This is a genomic window from Actinoplanes sp. NPDC049802, assembly GCF_040656595.1.
Classification (GTDB): Bacteria; Actinomycetota; Actinomycetes; order Mycobacteriales; family Micromonosporaceae; genus Actinoplanes.
The window spans coordinates 25,913-41,920 of record NZ_JBFAMR010000013.1 but is presented as its reverse complement, the minus strand read 5'-3'; the positions used below and the strand labels follow the sequence as shown (position 1 = coordinate 41,920).

The 16,008-nt window shown below is 70.1% G+C and carries 12 protein-coding genes and 1 riboswitch; of the genes, 2 read left to right on the top strand and 10 right to left on the bottom strand.

Annotated elements, in window-relative coordinates:
- Nucleotides 1–26 precede the first annotated feature (26 nt).
- Together AB0I88_RS12155 and AB0I88_RS12150 are read right to left on the bottom strand one after the other, a co-directional pair.
- On the bottom strand, nt 27–647 hold the full coding sequence (locus tag AB0I88_RS12155) for a precorrin-8X methylmutase (protein ID WP_361021950.1): 621 nt from the start codon (nt 645–647) through the stop codon (nt 27–29).
- Nucleotides 644–2,170: a precorrin-3B synthase gene (locus AB0I88_RS12150; RefSeq protein WP_361021732.1), complete on the bottom strand. Its 1,527-nt coding sequence runs from the start codon at nt 2,168–2,170 to the stop codon at nt 644–646. The genes AB0I88_RS12155 and AB0I88_RS12150 overlap by 4 nt, the downstream gene beginning before the upstream one ends.
- A gap of 140 nt (nt 2,171–2,310) precedes the next feature.
- Nucleotides 2,311–2,383: riboswitch (cobalamin riboswitch) on the top strand.
- A 52-nt stretch (nt 2,384–2,435) separates the two neighbouring features.
- Between AB0I88_RS12150 and cobN the strand changes: the two genes are divergently transcribed.
- Together cobN and AB0I88_RS12140 are read left to right on the top strand one after the other, a co-directional pair.
- Nucleotides 2,436–6,023 carry a cobaltochelatase subunit CobN gene (gene cobN / locus AB0I88_RS12145; protein WP_361021729.1) on the top strand — a complete coding sequence of 1,196 codons (3,588 nt, stop codon included), beginning with the start codon at nt 2,436–2,438 and terminating at the stop codon, nt 6,021–6,023.
- 12 nt (nt 6,024–6,035) lie between these two features.
- Nucleotides 6,036–6,569 (top strand): N-acetyltransferase, encoded by a 534-nt coding sequence (locus AB0I88_RS12140; protein WP_361021726.1) that lies wholly within the window; start codon nt 6,036–6,038, stop codon nt 6,567–6,569.
- A gap of 123 nt (nt 6,570–6,692) precedes the next feature.
- Here AB0I88_RS12140 and cobF read toward each other — a convergent pair whose 3' ends face one another.
- The 8 genes from cobF to AB0I88_RS12100 form a co-directional block, all read right to left on the bottom strand.
- Complete coding sequence (gene cobF / locus AB0I88_RS12135) at nt 6,693–7,448, bottom strand: precorrin-6A synthase (deacetylating) (protein ID WP_361021723.1); 756 nt, start codon at nt 7,446–7,448, stop codon at nt 6,693–6,695.
- A gap of 204 nt (nt 7,449–7,652) precedes the next feature.
- Nucleotides 7,653–8,300 (bottom strand): carbohydrate-binding protein, encoded by a 648-nt coding sequence (locus AB0I88_RS12130; protein WP_361021720.1) that lies wholly within the window; start codon nt 8,298–8,300, stop codon nt 7,653–7,655.
- A 13-nt stretch (nt 8,301–8,313) separates the two neighbouring features.
- Nucleotides 8,314–9,372 (bottom strand): dipeptide ABC transporter ATP-binding protein, encoded by a 1,059-nt coding sequence (locus AB0I88_RS12125; protein WP_361021717.1) that lies wholly within the window; start codon nt 9,370–9,372, stop codon nt 8,314–8,316.
- 12 nt (nt 9,373–9,384) lie between these two features.
- Complete coding sequence (locus AB0I88_RS12120; protein ID WP_361021713.1) at nt 9,385–10,470, bottom strand: ABC transporter ATP-binding protein; 1,086 nt, start codon at nt 10,468–10,470, stop codon at nt 9,385–9,387.
- Nucleotides 10,471–10,505: 35 nt separating this feature from the next.
- Entirely contained in the window at nt 10,506–11,489 is a 984-nt protein-coding gene (locus tag AB0I88_RS12115; protein WP_361021711.1) for an ABC transporter permease, read from the bottom strand.
- Between the two features lie 141 nt (nt 11,490–11,630).
- On the bottom strand, nt 11,631–13,370 hold the full coding sequence (locus AB0I88_RS12110; protein WP_361021708.1) for an ABC transporter substrate-binding protein: 1,740 nt from the start codon (nt 13,368–13,370) through the stop codon (nt 11,631–11,633).
- A gap of 32 nt (nt 13,371–13,402) precedes the next feature.
- Nucleotides 13,403–14,416: an ABC transporter permease gene (locus tag AB0I88_RS12105; RefSeq protein WP_361021705.1), complete on the bottom strand. Its 1,014-nt coding sequence runs from the start codon at nt 14,414–14,416 to the stop codon at nt 13,403–13,405.
- A gap of 592 nt (nt 14,417–15,008) precedes the next feature.
- On the bottom strand, nt 15,009–15,914 hold the full coding sequence (locus tag AB0I88_RS12100; RefSeq protein WP_361021702.1) for a TIGR03619 family F420-dependent LLM class oxidoreductase: 906 nt from the start codon (nt 15,912–15,914) through the stop codon (nt 15,009–15,011).
- Between the last annotated feature and the right edge of the window lie 94 nt (nt 15,915–16,008).

The following is a 16,008-nucleotide window of genomic DNA, read 5'->3' as shown; positions in this document are numbered from 1 at the left end:
CTTTTCCGTTCCCGACCTATTCCGGGTCATTCCGCTTCGCAGGCGAGGGCGTTCACCGCGGCCGCGGTGATGGCGCTGCCACCCCGGCGGCCACGCACGATCAGATACTCCAGGCCGGACTCGGCGAGAGCCTCCTTGGACTCGGCCGCGCCGATGAAACCGACCGGGATGCCGAGCACCGCGGCCGGCCGGGGCGCGCCCGCCGCGACCATCTCCAGCAGCCGGAACAGCGCGGTCGGCGCGTTGCCGACGGCCACCACGGCGCCGCCCAGCCGGTCGCCCCACAGATCCAGGGCGGCCGCGCTGCGGGTGTTGCCGATCGCCGCGGCCAGCCCCGGCACCGACGGATCCCGCAGCGTGCAGATCACCTCGTTGGCCGCCGGCAGCCGCGACCGGGTCACCCCGGACGCCACCATCTCCGCGTCGCACAGGATCGGCGCACCGTCGAGCAGAGCCTTCCGCGCCGCGGTCACCACACCCGGACTGAACCGGACGTCCCGCACCAGATCCACCATCCCGCAGGCGTGGATCATCCGGACCACCACCCGCGACACGTCCTCCGGCAGCCCGGAGAGATCCGCCTCGGCCCGGATGGTGGCGAACGAACGCCGGTAGATCTCCGCGCCGTCGCGCACATACTCCATCAGAGCCTCCTAGCCACAGCCACGATCTCCCCCAATGCGGTCACGGCCGTGCCGACCTCGCTGATCCTCGGCGATACCGCCCCGGCAGTCGATGGGCCGACCAGTCCGGATCGGTCGCGTTCCGCGCCGGTCGCCGCCACCGCCCGGGCCGCGCTGGTCTCGTCGCGTTCCGTGCCGGTCGCCGCCACCGCCCGGGCCGCGCTGGTCTCGTCGCGTTCCGTGCCGGTCGTCTTCGGTGGGCGGGCCGGGCCGGATCGGTCATCGTCCTCGCGGGTGACCAGGTAGCCGTCGGCGGTGGCCTCGACCCGGACGTGCGGGCCCGGTGGGCTGCCGCACGCTCGGGCGCACCCCACCCAGTGCACCGGCAGGCCGTCGACGAACCGGGCCGCGGCCGTGGCGTCGGCACGCACGTCGGCCAGCGACTTCGCGCAACCCGGCCGCCCCGCGCAGGCGGTCACCCCGGACCAGGGCGAACCCGCCGCCACCGCGAGCCCGGCCGCCGCCAGCCGCTCCACCCACTCCGGCGCCGCCGATGGCGGCAGATCGGCCACGATCACTCCGCGCCAGGGCGCCACCACCAGCTGACCGGCCTCTTCCAGAACCCGGAGGGGTACGCCGTCCAAGCGCCCCAACGGCACCAGTGCCCCCACCGCGGCCAGCCCGTCCTGCTGGGCGACGACACCGACCACATCGGCGGCGCCGGTGTCCCCGACCGGAACCGCGGCCGCCACGGTGACGGGCGTCAACCCGAGCGCGGCCTCCACCCGGGCCGACACCCGGGCCGGACCGTCGCCAAGCTCCCGCAGCCGCCACGCCGCCGGGCCGTCGCCCCGCTGCTCCTCCCGCTCGGCGAGGAACGCGTGTGCCGCCGCGATCAGCGCCTCCACCACCCGGCCGGTCTCCACCCGGAGCCCGGTGTCGTGCCCGGCGAAACGGATCGCGAACAGCCCGGCCCCGGCCCCCGGCCCGGTGCCGGGCGCGTGGATGGCGGGCGTGGACGGTGCCGGAACGTCGGCGGCCGGGTGGGAGGCGGGCGCCGACGGTGTGGGCACGGTCGTAGGCGGGTGGATGGCGGGGGCCGGAACGGCGGCGACGTCGGCGACCAGCGGGACCTGGCCCAGCGCGAACAGGAACTTGCCGGGCAGGGCGGCCAGGCCCGGATCGGCCAGAACGGCGTGATCCAGCGCCGGAAGGAGAGCCCGCACCGCCGATCCCGCCAGCGGCGGCGACGCGATGTTCCGTACATTGTCGTGGGTTGGGGAGGGCAGGAGGCCGGCGGCGCTCAAGCGGGCCGCCAGAGCTGGGGCGTCGTCGGCCGAAAGGCCTCGGAGCTGGAGATTGGCGCGCGAGGTCAGCTCCAGGGCGCCGTCGCCGAACTCCTCGGCCAGCTCGCGCAGCGAGCGCAGTTGGGCGCCGGTGAGCAGCCCGCCGGGCAGCCGGACTCGCGCCAGCAGCCCGTCGGCGGCGGCGTGCAGCCGCAACGCGCCGGGACAGGCATCGGTGTCGGAGGTCCGGACGGGAGACATGGCCCGGATACTACGGCCGACCCCCGACAGGAATTCACCGTCGGCTCTCGGCGGGTCGGCAGCGTCACAGCGGCCGTTCGGCCTTGACGCGGGACACCGGGGTTCGGAAAGGTTGTGGGCCAACGAGCGGCGACGCCGCGGAGGAAGCCGGTGCGAGTCCGGCGCGGTCCCGCCACTGTCACCAGGGGATTCTGCCCTGGGAGCCAGGAACTCCGGTCGCCGTGACATCCGACTACCCGGGGCGCGGACCCCGAGGGGAGCGCGCGTGTTTCTGCTGCTGTCGACCTCCGACACCGACCTGCTCAGCGCCCGGGCCAGCGGCTCCGCGTGGCGCCCGGCCAACCCGGCCCGGACCGCGGTCTCCGATCTGCCGGCCCTGCTCGACGGGGCCGACCTCGTGGTGGTGCGCATCCTGGGTGGACGCCGGGCCTGGGAGGAGGGGCTGGACACGCTGCTCGCGAGTGGTGTGCCGGTCGTCGTCCTGGGCGGTGAGCAGGCGCCGGACGCCGAGTTGATGAAGCTGTCCACGGTGCCCGCCGGGGTGGCCGCCGAGGCGCACGCCTATCTGGCGCACGGCGGCGCGGACAACCTGGCCTCGCTGCACGACTTCCTCTCCGACACGGTGCTGCTGACCGGCAACGGGTTCGCGCCGGCGGTGGAGAGCCCACAGTGGGGTCTCCTGCCGCGCCCGGAGTCGGCAGGCGAGGCGACCGTCGCGGTGCTCTACTACCGGGCGCACCACATGGCGGGCAACACGGCGTTCGTCGAGACGCTCTGCCGGGCGATCGAGGCCAAGGGCGCGCGTGCCATGCCGATCTACACCGCTTCGCTACGGACCGCGCCGCCGGAGCTGCTGGCCGAGCTGCGCAAGGCCGACGCGCTGGTGGTGACGGTGCTGGCGGCCGGCGGCACCCGCCCGGCGACAGCGAGCGCGGGCGGCGACGACGAGGCGTGGGACGTCGGGGTGCTCGCCGATCTGGACGTGCCGATTCTGCAGGGGCTGTGCCTGACCAGTTCGCGGGCCGTCTGGGAGGCCTCCGACGACGGGCTCACCCCGCTGGACGCGGCGACGCAGGTGGCGATCCCGGAGTTCGACGGCCGGATCATCACGGTGCCGTTCTCGTTCAAGGAGATCGACGAGGACGGGCTGTCGGTGTATGTGGCGGACGAGGAGCGGGCGTCGCGGGTGGCCGGCATCGCGGTGGCGCACGCCCGGCTGCGGCACGTCCCGCCCGCCGACCGCAGGATCGTGCTGATGCTGTCGGCCTACCCGACGAAGCACTCCCGGATCGGGAACGCGGTGGGCCTGGACACTCCGGCCTCGACGGTCGCGCTGCTCGCCGCTCTTCGCGATGAAGGCTACAAAGTTGGAGATCTCGATTCGTACGACGGCGACGGTCTGATCCATACGCTGATCGCCGCCGGTGGGCAGGACCCGGACTGGCTGACCGAGGAGCAGTTGTCCGGAAACCCGGTCAGGATTCCGGCGTCCCGCTACCAGGAGTGGTTCGACCGGCTCCCGGCGGATTTCCGGGAGAGTGTCGAGCGGCATTGGGGGCCGGCTCCCGGTGAGCTCTATGTCGACGACGGCGACATCGTGCTGGCCGCGCTCCGCGACGAGAACATCGTGGTGATGGTTCAGCCTCCGCGCGGGTTCGGGGCCAACCCGGTCGCCATCTACCACGACCCGGACCTGCCGCCGAGCCACCACTACCTGGCCGCCTACCGGTGGGTGGCCGACGAGTTCGGCGCGCACGCGGTGGTGCACGTCGGCAAGCACGGCAACCTGGAGTGGCTGCCCGGCAAGAACGTGGGCATGTCCGCCTCGGACGGCACCGACGCGGCGCTCGGCGATCTGCCGCTGATCTACCCGTTCCTGGTCAACGACCCGGGCGAGGGCACGCAGGCCAAACGCAGGGCGCACGCCACCCTGGTCGATCATCTGATCCCGCCGATGGCGCGCGCCGAGTCGTATGGCGACATCGCCCGTCTGGAGCAGTTGCTCGACGAGCACGCCAACATCGCGGCCCTGGACCCGGCGAAACTCCCGGCGATCCGGGCGCAGATCTGGACCCTGATCCAGGCCGCGCGGATGGACCACGACCTCGGTCAGGCCGACCGGCCCGGCGATGAGGAGTTCGACGACTTCATCATGCACATCGACGGATGGCTGTGTGAGGTCAAGGACGTGCAGATCCGTGACGGGCTGCATGTGCTCGGGGCGGCGCCGTCCGGTGAGGCGCGGATCAACCTGGTGCTGGCCATGCTGCGGGCGCGGCAGATGTGGGCCGGTCAGGTGGCCGCGCTGCCGGGTCTGCGGGAGGCGCTGGGCCTGCCGGAGGACGCGCCGACCGCCGCTACGGACGCGGTCGAGGCACAGGCCAGGGCTTTGGTGACGGCGATGGAGGAGGCCGGCTGGCCGACGACCGTCTCCGGCGAGTTCGTGTCCTCCGCGCTCTCCGCAGCCCCCGCTGTTCCTGACGATATTTCGGACCTGTCGGATGTCGGGCAGGTGGCGCGGGTCCTCGAGTTCGCCGCCGGTGAGGTCGTGCCACGGCTGGCGAGGACCACCGACGAGCTGACCAACGTGCTGCACGCGCTGGACGGCGGCTACGTCCCGGCCGGCCCCAGCGGCTCCCCGCTGCGCGGCCTGATCAACGTGCTGCCGACCGGCCGCAACTTCTACTCCGTCGACCCGAAGGCGATCCCGAGCCAACTCGCCTGGGAGACCGGCCAGGCGATGGCCGACTCGCTGCTGACCCGCTACCGCGCCGATCACGGCGACTGGCCCCGCTCGGTCGGCCTCTCCGCCTGGGGCACCAGCGCCATGCGCACGGCCGGCGACGACATCGCCGAGATCCTCGCACTGATCGGTGTCCGCCCGATCTGGGACCCGGCGTCACGGCGGGTCACCGGACTGGAGCCGATCCCGGCCGAGGAACTGGGCCGGCCGAGGATCGACGTGACGGTCCGGATCTCCGGCTTCTTCCGGGACGCGTTCCCGCACGTGGTCGCGCTGCTCGACGACGCGTTCAAGCTGGTCGCCGGGCTGGACGAGCCGGACAACCACGTTCGTGAGCACGCGCTGCGCGATCAGGGGGAACACGGCGACTGGCGGCGGGCCACGATGCGGATCTTCGGGTCGCGGCCGGGGGCGTACGGGGCGGGAATCCTGCCGCTCATCGACAGCCGCAACTGGCGTGACGACGCCGACCTGGCCGAGGTGTACGCGGTGTGGGGCGGCTTCGCCTACGGGCGGGACCTGGACGGGGTGCCGGCTCGCGGGGACATGGAGAACGCCTACCGGCGGATCGACGTGGCCGCCAAGAACATCGACACCCGCGAGCACGACATCGCCGACTCGGACGACTACTTCCAGTACCACGGCGGCATGATCGCCACGGTGCGTGCGCTCACCGGTCGCGCGCCGGCGGCGTACATCGGCGACTCCACCAACCCGGACCAGGCACGGACCCGCAGCCTCACCGAGGAGACCGCGCGGATCTTCCGGGCCCGGGTGGTGAACCCGCGCTGGATCGCCGCGATGCGGCGGCACGGCTACAAGGGCGCCTTCGAGCTGGCCGCCACCGTGGACTACCTGTTCGGTTACGACGCCACCGCCGGCGTGGTGACCGACTGGATGTATGAGCAGCTCGCCGCGTCCTACGTGCTCGACGACGAGAACCAGAAGTTCATGCGCCAGTCGAACCCGTGGGCGCTGCACGGCATCGCCGAGCGCCTGCTGGAGGCCGCCGACCGGCGGCTGTGGGAGTCACCGGAGCCGGAGACGCTGGCCGCGCTGCGGGAGCTTTACCTGCGGACCGAGGGTGATCTGGAGGATGGCCCGGCCTGAGACACTGCAGGGGTGATCATTCGACGTGAGACCGATGCCGACATCGAGGCGATCCGGACGGTGACGGCCGCCGCGTTCACCGCGCCACACTTCCGGGAGCCGCTGCCCGACGGGGTCGAGCCGGACGAGGCGCCGCTGGTGGGCCGGCTGCGTGCCGACGAGGGCTGGCTGCCCGCGCTGTCGCTGGTGGCGATCGTGGACGGTGCTGTCGTGGGACACGTGGTGTGCACTCGCGGCCGCGTCGGCGACGCCCCCGCCCTCGGGCTGGGGCCGGTCAGCGTGCACCCGGATCATCAGCGCAGTGGTGTCGGCTCGGCGCTCATGCACGCGGTGCTGGGCGCCGCCGACGCCCTCGACGAGCCGCTGGTGGTGCTGCTCGGCGACCCGGCCTACTACTCCCGGTTCGGGTTCCGGCCGGCGGCCGAGCACGGAATCGAGCCGCAGGTGCCCGAGTGGGCGCCGTACTTCCAGGTACGGCCGCTGACCGCCCACGACCCGGCGGTGCGCGGCGTCTTCACGTACGCCGCGCCTTTCAACGAGCTGTAGTTCGGCTGGTTCGGGGCTGTCGAGGCAGCGCTGAGGGCCGGCCGGGGTTTGACGTGGCTGTAGTTCAGGCCGGCTCCGGGTGCTGCTTCGAGGCGTCGAGGCAGCGCTGAGGGCCGGCCGGGTTCAGTCGGCGTCCGGGCGGCGCAGCAGATAGGTGTCCATGATCCAGCCGTGGCGCTCGCGGGCCGCCGCACGGGTCTCGACGATCTCCTCCGCCACCTCGGACACCCGGCCGGCGGCGAGCAGTTCGTCCCCGGTGCTCACGTAGGCGCCCCAGTAGATGTCGGCGTCCGGATGCGCCGTGAAGGCCTGCTGGGCGTCGAGCATCACGACCACGTCGTCGACGACTTCCGGCCAGCCCTCGGCGAGCCGCCGGCCGGTGGTGATCTGCACCGGCCGGCCCACCCGGTTCAGCCCGATGCGGTGCTTGGCGGCCAGCGCGGAGACGCTGCTGATGCCGGGGATCACCTCGAACTCGAACTCGACCGCCCCGCGGGCCAGGATCTCCTCCAGGATGGCGATCGTCGAGTCGTACAGCGAGGGGTCGCCCCAGACCAGGATCGAGCCGGTCTCGTCGTCCTTGAGGTGCTCGATGATCAGCTCTTCGAGGACCAGCGAGCGGCGGTGCCGCCAGTCCGCGACCGTGCCCGTGTAGTCGGCCGGGGTGCGGTCGCGGTCGGGGTCGCGGCCTTCGACGATCCGCTTCCGCGGGTGTGAGTAGCCCCGGATCAGGCGCTCCCGCAGCTCGATCAGGCTCGCCTTGGTCTCGCCCTTGTCGAGCAGGAAGAACACATCGGTACGGCCGATGGCCTTCGCCGCCTGCAGGGTCAGATGGTCGGGGTCGCCGGCGCCGATTCCTACTACACAGATCTTCCGCACGCTCCGAGTCTGCCTCACCGCCAGGGCCGTCCGGCAGCGGGCGGTCGTCCTGGGAGAGGACGACCGCCCGTCTCACCGGACGGCCCCGTTTCGAGGGCCGGCGAATCAACCTAATGCTTTCTGCACAGCACTTTGGAGTAGTACCGAGCGAGCGAGGCAGGGGGCGCCTTCGGTCACGGCAATATAACGACGCAGGTGAATCGGTTAGTGCTCGAACTGCAGCCAGTTCACGTTGGCGAACTCGGCGCCGTCGTTCGAGGTGAAAGTCACGTAAACGGTGTGCACCCCGGTCACCGGCCGGAGCACCGCCGTGTCGGTACGCCAGCTCTGCCAGCCGCCGGTGTTGCCGACCGACAGCTCACCGACCGGATCGGCGGTCCGGCTGTCCACCCGGATCTGTATCCGCCCGGTGCCGCCGGCCCCCGACGCGACCCGGATCCGGGCCTTGGTCGCCGCCACCGCGCCGAAGTCGAAGCCGTCGAATCGTAGATGGTCGTCCCGGTTGATCCAGCCGACGTTCTCTCCGCCGCCCTCGTCGTCGGTCGGCTCCGTCTGCACCCCGGCCAGCTCGGCGGCCGCCTCGGCTTGCAGGAGCGCGTACGTGACCGGGCTGGGCGCCGCCTCGGACGGGGTAGCCGACGGCTCCGACAGCTCGGACGGCTCCGCCGGGATGCTCGTGACCGTGGGCGAGGCGACGATCGGCGTGGTGATCATCGGGTCGGCCGGGGTGTCCTGCCAGCGCCCGATCAGATAGCCCACCAGCACCAGCCCGGCGCCGCCGAGCGCTCGGAGCGCCCGGCGGCGATTCTGCCACGATCTGGTGCGGTAGACGGTCGGGGATCGACTTTCCACTCGGCCAGGGTAATCAGACGGTCTCGGCCACGATCGACTCGGCCGGGGGCTCGGCGAAGTGGCACGCCGAGCGCAGCTTCGGCGTGTGCTCCAACAGCACCGGGTCCTGGGTGGCGCAGATGTCCTGAGCCTTCCAGCACCGGGTGCGGAACCGGCAGCCGGACGGCGGGTCGACCGGGCTGGGCACGTCGCCCTGCAGCCGGATCCGGGTCTTCGGCGGCACGCCGCGGACCACCGCGATGTCCGGCACGGCGGAGAGCAGCGCCTGGGTGTACGGGTGGGTGGGCCGCTGGTACAGGTCGTCGCGCCCGCCTTCCTCGACGACCCGGCCGAGGTACATGACCGCGACCCGGTCGCAGAAGTGCCGGACCACACCCAGGTCGTGGGCGATGAAGACGAACGCGATGCCGAGCTCGGAGCGCAGGTTCTCCAGCAGGTTCATCACCTGTGCCTGGATCGAGACGTCCAGCGCGGAGACCGGCTCGTCGGCGACGATCACCTTCGGCCGGGCGGCGAGGGCACGGGCGATGCCGATGCGCTGCCGCTGGCCGCCGGAGAACTCGTGCGGGTACCGGTTGTAGTGCTCCGGGTTGAGGCCGACCATCTCCAGGAGCTCCTGGATGCGCTTGAGCTCACCCTTGCGCTCGACCATCTCGTGCGTCCGCAGCGCGGTGCCGACGATCGTGCCCACGTTGTGCCGCGGGTTCAGCGACGAGTACGGGTCCTGGAAGATCAGCTGGATCTCCCGCCGGTACGGCCGCAGCTGTCGCTCCTTCATGTGAGCGATGTCCACACCCTGGAAGTTGATTTTCCCGCCGGTGGGTTCGAGCAACCGGGTGATCAACCGGGCGGTCGTGGACTTACCGCAACCGGACTCGCCGACCAGGCCCAACGTCTCGCCCGGCTGCAGGGTGAAGCTGACCCCGTCCACCGCCTGGACCGACTTGGAGCCGCGGATCAGCTTGCCGTCACCCCTGATCCGGAAGTGCATCTTGACGTCTTGCAACTCGAGCAGCGGCGCGCCCTCGACCTTGCGGACGCCGGATTTGACGGATGCGGTAGCAGCGGTCATCGTCGTGGTTCCTTACGGCAGCCGGGGGAGGACATCGGTCTCGAACACCCGGTCGGGGTCCTTGAGGTGGCAGCGCGAAGAGCGGCCGGGGTCAGCGGTGCGGGCGATCAGCTCCGGGCGCAGGGTCCGGCACAGGTCGCCGGGCACCCGCTCGCGGAACTCGCAGCGCGGGTTGAAGGCACAGCCGGACGGCATGGCCAGCAGGCTCGGCGGTGCCCCCGGGATCGGGTGCAGCGGGCCGGGCGTGCCGGAGACGGCCGGGATGCTTTCCAGCAGACCCCAGGTGTACGGGTGCAGCGGCGTGCCGAGGATCTTCCGCACCGGGCCGTGCTCGACCGCGTTGCCGGCGTACATGACCAGGATGTCGTCCGCGATCTCGGCGACCACACCGAGGTCGTGGGTGATGAAGACGACCGCGGAGCCGAAGTCGCGCTGCAGGTCGGCGATCAGGTCCAGGATCTGGGCCTGCACGGTCACGTCCAGAGCCGTGGTCGGCTCGTCGGCGATCAGCAGCTTCGGGTCGTTGACCAGGGCCATCGCGATCATCGCGCGCTGCCGCATACCGCCGGAGAACTCGTGCGGGTACTGGTCGACGCGCCGCTGCGGGTTCGGGATGCCGACCCGGTCGAGCATCTCGATGGCCCGGTCCCTGGCGGCCTTCTTGGTGACCTTGTTGTGGTTCCGGTAGGACTCCATGATCTGGTCGCCGATGGTGAAGTACGGGTGCATCGACGACTGCGGGTCCTGGAAGATCATCGCGGCCTGGGCGCCGCGGATCCCCATCAGGTCCTTCTCCGACATGCCGACGACCTCGCGGCCGCCGATCTTGATGGAGCCGGACATGAAGGTGCTCTTGCGGTCGTGCAGTCCCATCACGGCCATGCTCGACACACTCTTGCCCGAGCCGGACTCGCCGACGATGGCGAGGGTGCGGCCCAGCGGCAGGGAGTACGTCAGACCATCGACCGCCTGGACGACGCCGTCCGCCGTGGGGAACCTGACCTGAAGGTCGGTGACCTCGAGGTAGGGCTGCTCGCCGGGGACGGTCGGTCGCCGGGACCGGACGGCCGCCTGCGGTTCGTGAGTGGTCTGGTCCATGTCGCCGCCTTGCGTGACGGGGGTGTCCGGCGCGGTCATGCGATCCGGACCCGCGGGTCGAGGAACGAGTAGATGATGTCGACGAGCAGGTTCATCAGGACCAGGACGGTGGAGCCGACCAGCACGCTGCCGAGCAGAACCGGCAGGTCGTACGTGTTGAAGGCGCGCAGCGTCAGCAGGCCGAGGCCGGGCAGGCCGAAGATGCTCTCGGTGAACAGCGTGTTGGTCAACTGGTACGCGATGTCGAGGCCGACGATCGTGACCACCGGGCTGAGGCCGGCGCGCACGCCGTGGCGGTAGACCACGCGGCGCTCACTGATGCCCTTGGACCGGGCGGTCCGGACGTAGTCCTGGCCGAGCGACTCGATCATGGCGGCTCGCGAGTACCGGGTGTAGGAGGCGGCATTGGTGAGCCCGAGCGTCAGCCAGGCGGCCATCAGGCCGGCGGCCCAGGCTAACGGATTCTCCAACAGCGGATGGTACTCCGAGCGGGGAATGACGACCCCCGACAGATACAGGGCGACGAGCAGAACCACGATGAAGTACGGCACCGAGTTGATCGTGAGGCTGGAGCTCACCGCCAGCCGGTCCAGCGTCGTCCCTCGGTGCCGGGCCGCCAGCGTGCCGACCAGCACACCGGTGCCGAAGTAGATGATCGCGGCGCCGCCGACGATCGAGAGGGTGACCGGCAGCGCGTCGCCGATGAGTTCGGTGACCGGCCGGCCGAGGGCGAACGAGTAGCCGAGGCACGGCGCGTCGCACTCGCGGACGGTGCCGCCGATCTCGTAGTCGCGCCCGGCGACGACGCCTTTCAGATAGGCGCCGATCTGAAGGAGCGGCGGCTCCTCCAGCTCGAGGGCCTTGGTGATCTCAGCAGCGCGGTCGGGGGTGCACTTCGGTCCGCAGATGGTGCCGGCCGGGTCGGTCGGCGCCAGGAGGAAGAGTGCGTAGCTGGCGACCAGCGTGACGAAGATGACCGAGATCGCACTCGCCGCGCGTCGCAGGATGTACAACAGCACCGCAAACTCCTCGTGTTTCCTGATTGCGGATCGGTCGATGGGGCCGGCTCACGGGTGTGGCCGGTGGAAGATACGACAGTGCTTCTCCGGCCGATGGTCCGGCCCGCGCGCGGACCGGACCATCGGAGTGTCACCGGGGAATCAGCTGAGCAGGTGCGCGTCCGGGAAGAACGGCATGCCCATGGTCGGGTCCGTCTGGATCGGGCCGACGTTCGTGCCCTTGACGATCGCGTTCTTCTCGTAGGTCATGGGGATCGCGACGTACATGTCCATGATCTTCTTGTCGAGCGCGGCCCACTTCGGGGTGGACTCCTCGGACGGGAGCTTCGACAGCTCGTTGATCTCGGCGTCGAGAGCCGGGTCCTTCAGCATGCCCCAGCTCTGGCCCTCTTCGATGCTCTGGGTACGGAACAGCACCGGGAACCAGCTGTTGCCGGTCGGCCAGTCGGAGCACCAGCCACGCGGGGTCTGACCGAAGTTGACCGGGGCGTCGTAGTCGCCGGCCTTCTTACGCAGGTCGGCGGTCGGCACACCGACCGGCTTGGCGGTGAAGCCCGCCGCCGTCAGCGCCTGCGCGATGGTCTGCGCGACCTGCTGCGGCACCGGCTTCTGGTTGTCGAAGTACCAGCTGACCTCGAAACCGAGCTTGCCGGCGGCCTCGAGCATCTGCTTGGCCTTGGCCGGGTCGCCCGGGCCGACGCCGCTCAGACCCTCGGAGGGCGCGTACTTCTCGTGGCCGGGGACGCTCGGCGGCAGGATGCTGCTGGCCCGCTCAGCGGTGTACGGGTTGTAGCCGCCGGCCTTCCAGACGGCGTCGTACGGCCACGCCACGGCGATGGCCTTGCGGACCTCCAGCGGAATCTTCCGGGTGTCCATCTGCCAGACCCGGGTGCACGGGCTGGCGCCCTGGACGAGCTGGGTCTCCTTGCCGGCGATCTGCTGGACCAGCGTGGCGTCGATGTTGAACGAGTTCATGGCGTTCGCGTCCACGCCGTTGCTGTTCAGCACCTGCTGCTGGGTCTTGACGTCATCCTGGCCCCACTTGAAGGTCCAGGTGTCCAGGTACTGGTGGCGCACCGGGTCGGTGTTCGGGTCCCAGTTCGGGTTCTTGACCAGCTTCAGCTCGCTGCCGACGGTGAACTTCTCGACCGAGTACGGGCCGGTCGCCATCGGGTTGAGCTGGTACTCCTGCTTGGTGTCCTTCGCCTCGGGGATCGGCGTGAACATCGGGAAGGTCATGTAGTACGGCAGGTCGGCGAAGGGCGTCGCGAGGTGGATGATCAGGGTGTCGGTGCCCTGGGTCTCCACACCGGCGTAGGCGTCCTTGCTGGCGTACGGGCCCTTGTACTTGTCGCCGTCCTTGAAGTACGACATCTGGTACGTGGGACCGTCAGGGTAGACATCGTGCGCGAAGGAGCGCTTGATGGCGTACGCCATGTCCTCGACCTTGATCGGCGAGCCGTCGTGGTACTTGATGTTCGGCTGCAGCTTGAAGGTCCAGGTCAGCTTGTCCGCGGAGACCGTACCGAGGTCGGTCAGGTCCGGGACGAGCACCGGCTTGCCGTCGCGGATGTCGTACTGGGTCGGCGTGCGGAAGATCAGCTTGGCGATCTCGTTCGCGTCGACGTAGTAGTTGTTGGTCGGGTCGATGGTGGCCACCGTCGAAAGCTGGTAGACCGTGAGGTCACCACCCTTCTTCGCGCCGGCGATCTCCTCGGCCGGGCCCTTGGCGGTGGCGTCGACGCCCTGCACCGCGGTTGTGATCTTGCCGGTGTCCTTGCCGGACTTATCCGAATTGTTCGACGACGGGCTGCCACAGCCCGCGATACCCAGGGTCACAGCGGCTGCGGCCACCACGGCCAACTTGGCTCGTCTCGCCATTTCTCCTCTTCTCAACTTGTACTGCAGGGTCCTCACCGCCGGGTGCGCGGATCGAACGCGTCGCGGATGGCATCTCCGAGCAGGCTCAGCGAGATGACCAGGATCGTGATGCCGAGAACGGGGATCCACAGATAGAGCGGGTCGGCCCGGTAGTAGTTGGTCGCGGCCGAGATCGTCAGGCCCCATGACGGCGTCGGCTCGGTCAGGCCGACGCCCAGAACGGTCAGGCCCGCCTCGGTGACGATGTAGGCCGGCAGCGCGAGCGAGGAGGCGATGACGATCGGGGCCACCAGGTTCGGCAGCAACTCCTTGAAGAGGATCTTGCGGGTCGGCACCCCGAGCACCTTCGCGGCCTGGATGAACTCCCGCTCTCGCAGGGAGAGCACCTCACCCCGGATCAGCCGGGCGAGGTTCGCCCAGCCGATGGCGGACAGCACGAAGATCAGCGAGTAGAACCGGACGTTCGAGGTCTGCTCGGCCGAGACGCCCTCCTGGGCGCCGTAGATCACGGACACCGCCACGGCCGGGACGGCGATGGCGAAGAGGAGGCTCGGCAGGCTCAGCACGAAGTCGATCACCCAGGAGAGCAGCCGGTCGACCCAGCCACGGGCGAAGCCGGCGACCAGGCCGACGACGACACCGATGATGGTGGAGATGATGGTCGCCGAAGCGGCCACGATCATCGACGGGCGGGCGCCGTAGACCCAGCGGGCGAACAGGTCGCGCCCGAGACGAGGCTCGATGCCGAACCAGTGCTCGGAGTTGGGGCCGATCGTCGGGTATCCGAAGTCGTCGATCAGGTCCTGATGGTACGTCGTCGGATCCTGGCCCTCGAGCTTGGCCAGCAGGGGCGCGAAGATCGCGATCAGCACGAAGGTGAGGACGATGCCGAGGCAGATCATGGCGGTCCGGTCTCTGCGGAGCCGCCCCAGGGCGATGCGGGTCAGCGACTTGCCCTGGGTCGCCTGAGACTTCCTGCCGCTGGTCTCAGGCTCCTCGGAGAGCTTGGTCCCCGTCAGCGCGGGGTCATCGATCAACGGTTCCACGCTTGTGGTTCACCTCCATGGACGGACACACCTCACATGCGCCGTGCGTGAGAGGTATTCGGATGCTGCGGTTGGCAAACGTAGTCGGGAATCGGGGTTTAGGAAATGAGTTGACGCATCGAATGAATAACAGAGAGCGGGCGCAGCCATATGGATTAGGTCATACCACCATCTGCCGAAGGACTCCCCAAAACCCCAAATCTGCTACCAAACTGGTACGTAGTGGTCGCGTCACGTGGGCGTTTTGTCGGCTATGGAGATTCAGCAGGCAATCGCGCGGTTGCGCAGAGTTATCTAAGTGGCGAGCGATGAAAGCCACATCACCGTTTCCCCGTTGTTTCAAGATCATGACTGCAGGAGGCCGTTGGTCCCGTGAGTCCTGCGGTGTGTGCGCCTTATCACGGGAAGATTTACGGTCCGTGATCGTCTTCGCCGTATATAGATGAGCTTCGCAGCCTGCCCCGGCGGCCCCGCCGGGACGCGCTCTCCCGCCGGGCGGGCGACAATTCGGCGACCATTCCGGCCATCGAAGGCCGCCATTGATGCCCCATCGGGTGGCGCACCGGTCGCCGGACCGGCCTAATGGCGACGATCAGCCATGTGGCGCGAGCGCCTCGACGATCTCGAACCCGAGGTCCGCCGCGGCGCGGGGGTCCGCGTCCGGACCGCCGATCCGTGGATCCCAGTTGGGCTCGTAGAACAGCTCGGTGGCACCGGCCTCAGCGTACCGCTCCGCCCCGGCGCGGATCTGACCCCAGTCCCCGGACAGCGGAATCGCCTCGTCGCGCCGCCCGGCCTGCACGACACCGCGTACGACGATACGCAACGTGTCCGGATCCCGTCCGGCGGCCTCCGCGGCTTCGCGCACGATCCGCACGCCACGCTCGATCTCCGGCAGACCGGTCCGGCTGCTGCTCACCCAGCCGGCCGCGATCCGCCCGGCCCGCCGCAGCGCCACGTCGGCCGTCCCGCCGAGCAGCACCGGCGGCCCGCCCATCTGCGCCGGTGACGGCGCCATCCGGCTCGGCGGCACCCGGTAGAAACGCCCGTCATACGCCACCTCACCGCCGCTGAACAGGGCTTTCAACACATCCAGGTACTCCTCGGTGCGCGGGCCGCGCGGTTTCGGATCCGATCCGGTGGCCAGGAACTCCGGCTCCGACCACCCGGTTCCCAACCCCAGATCGAACCGGCCCCCGGACAACCGGTCCAGAGAACCGGCCTGCTTGGCCAGGTAGGTGGGCGACAGGTACGGCAGGTTGATCACGGAGACCCCCAGCCGGATCCGTGACGTCGCCGCGGCCGCCCAGGTCAGCGCGACCATCGGATCGAGCACGCTGTGATAGATCGGTGCGAGATCCTGCCCGCGCCCGACGAGCAGCCGCTGAAACGCCCAGAGCCCGTGATAGCCGAGCTCCTCGGCCCGCCGGGCGATGGCGGTCAGTGTCTCCGGCTGCGCCCAGGCGCCGGAGACCGGACATCCGAAACTGATGAGCATGCACGCAACCTAAACCCCGCGTCCCGCCGCCGGCTCGCTGCCCGGTCGTTCTCCCACCCGTTTCCGGTACGCCTGGGCCGAGGCCCCGCCGTAC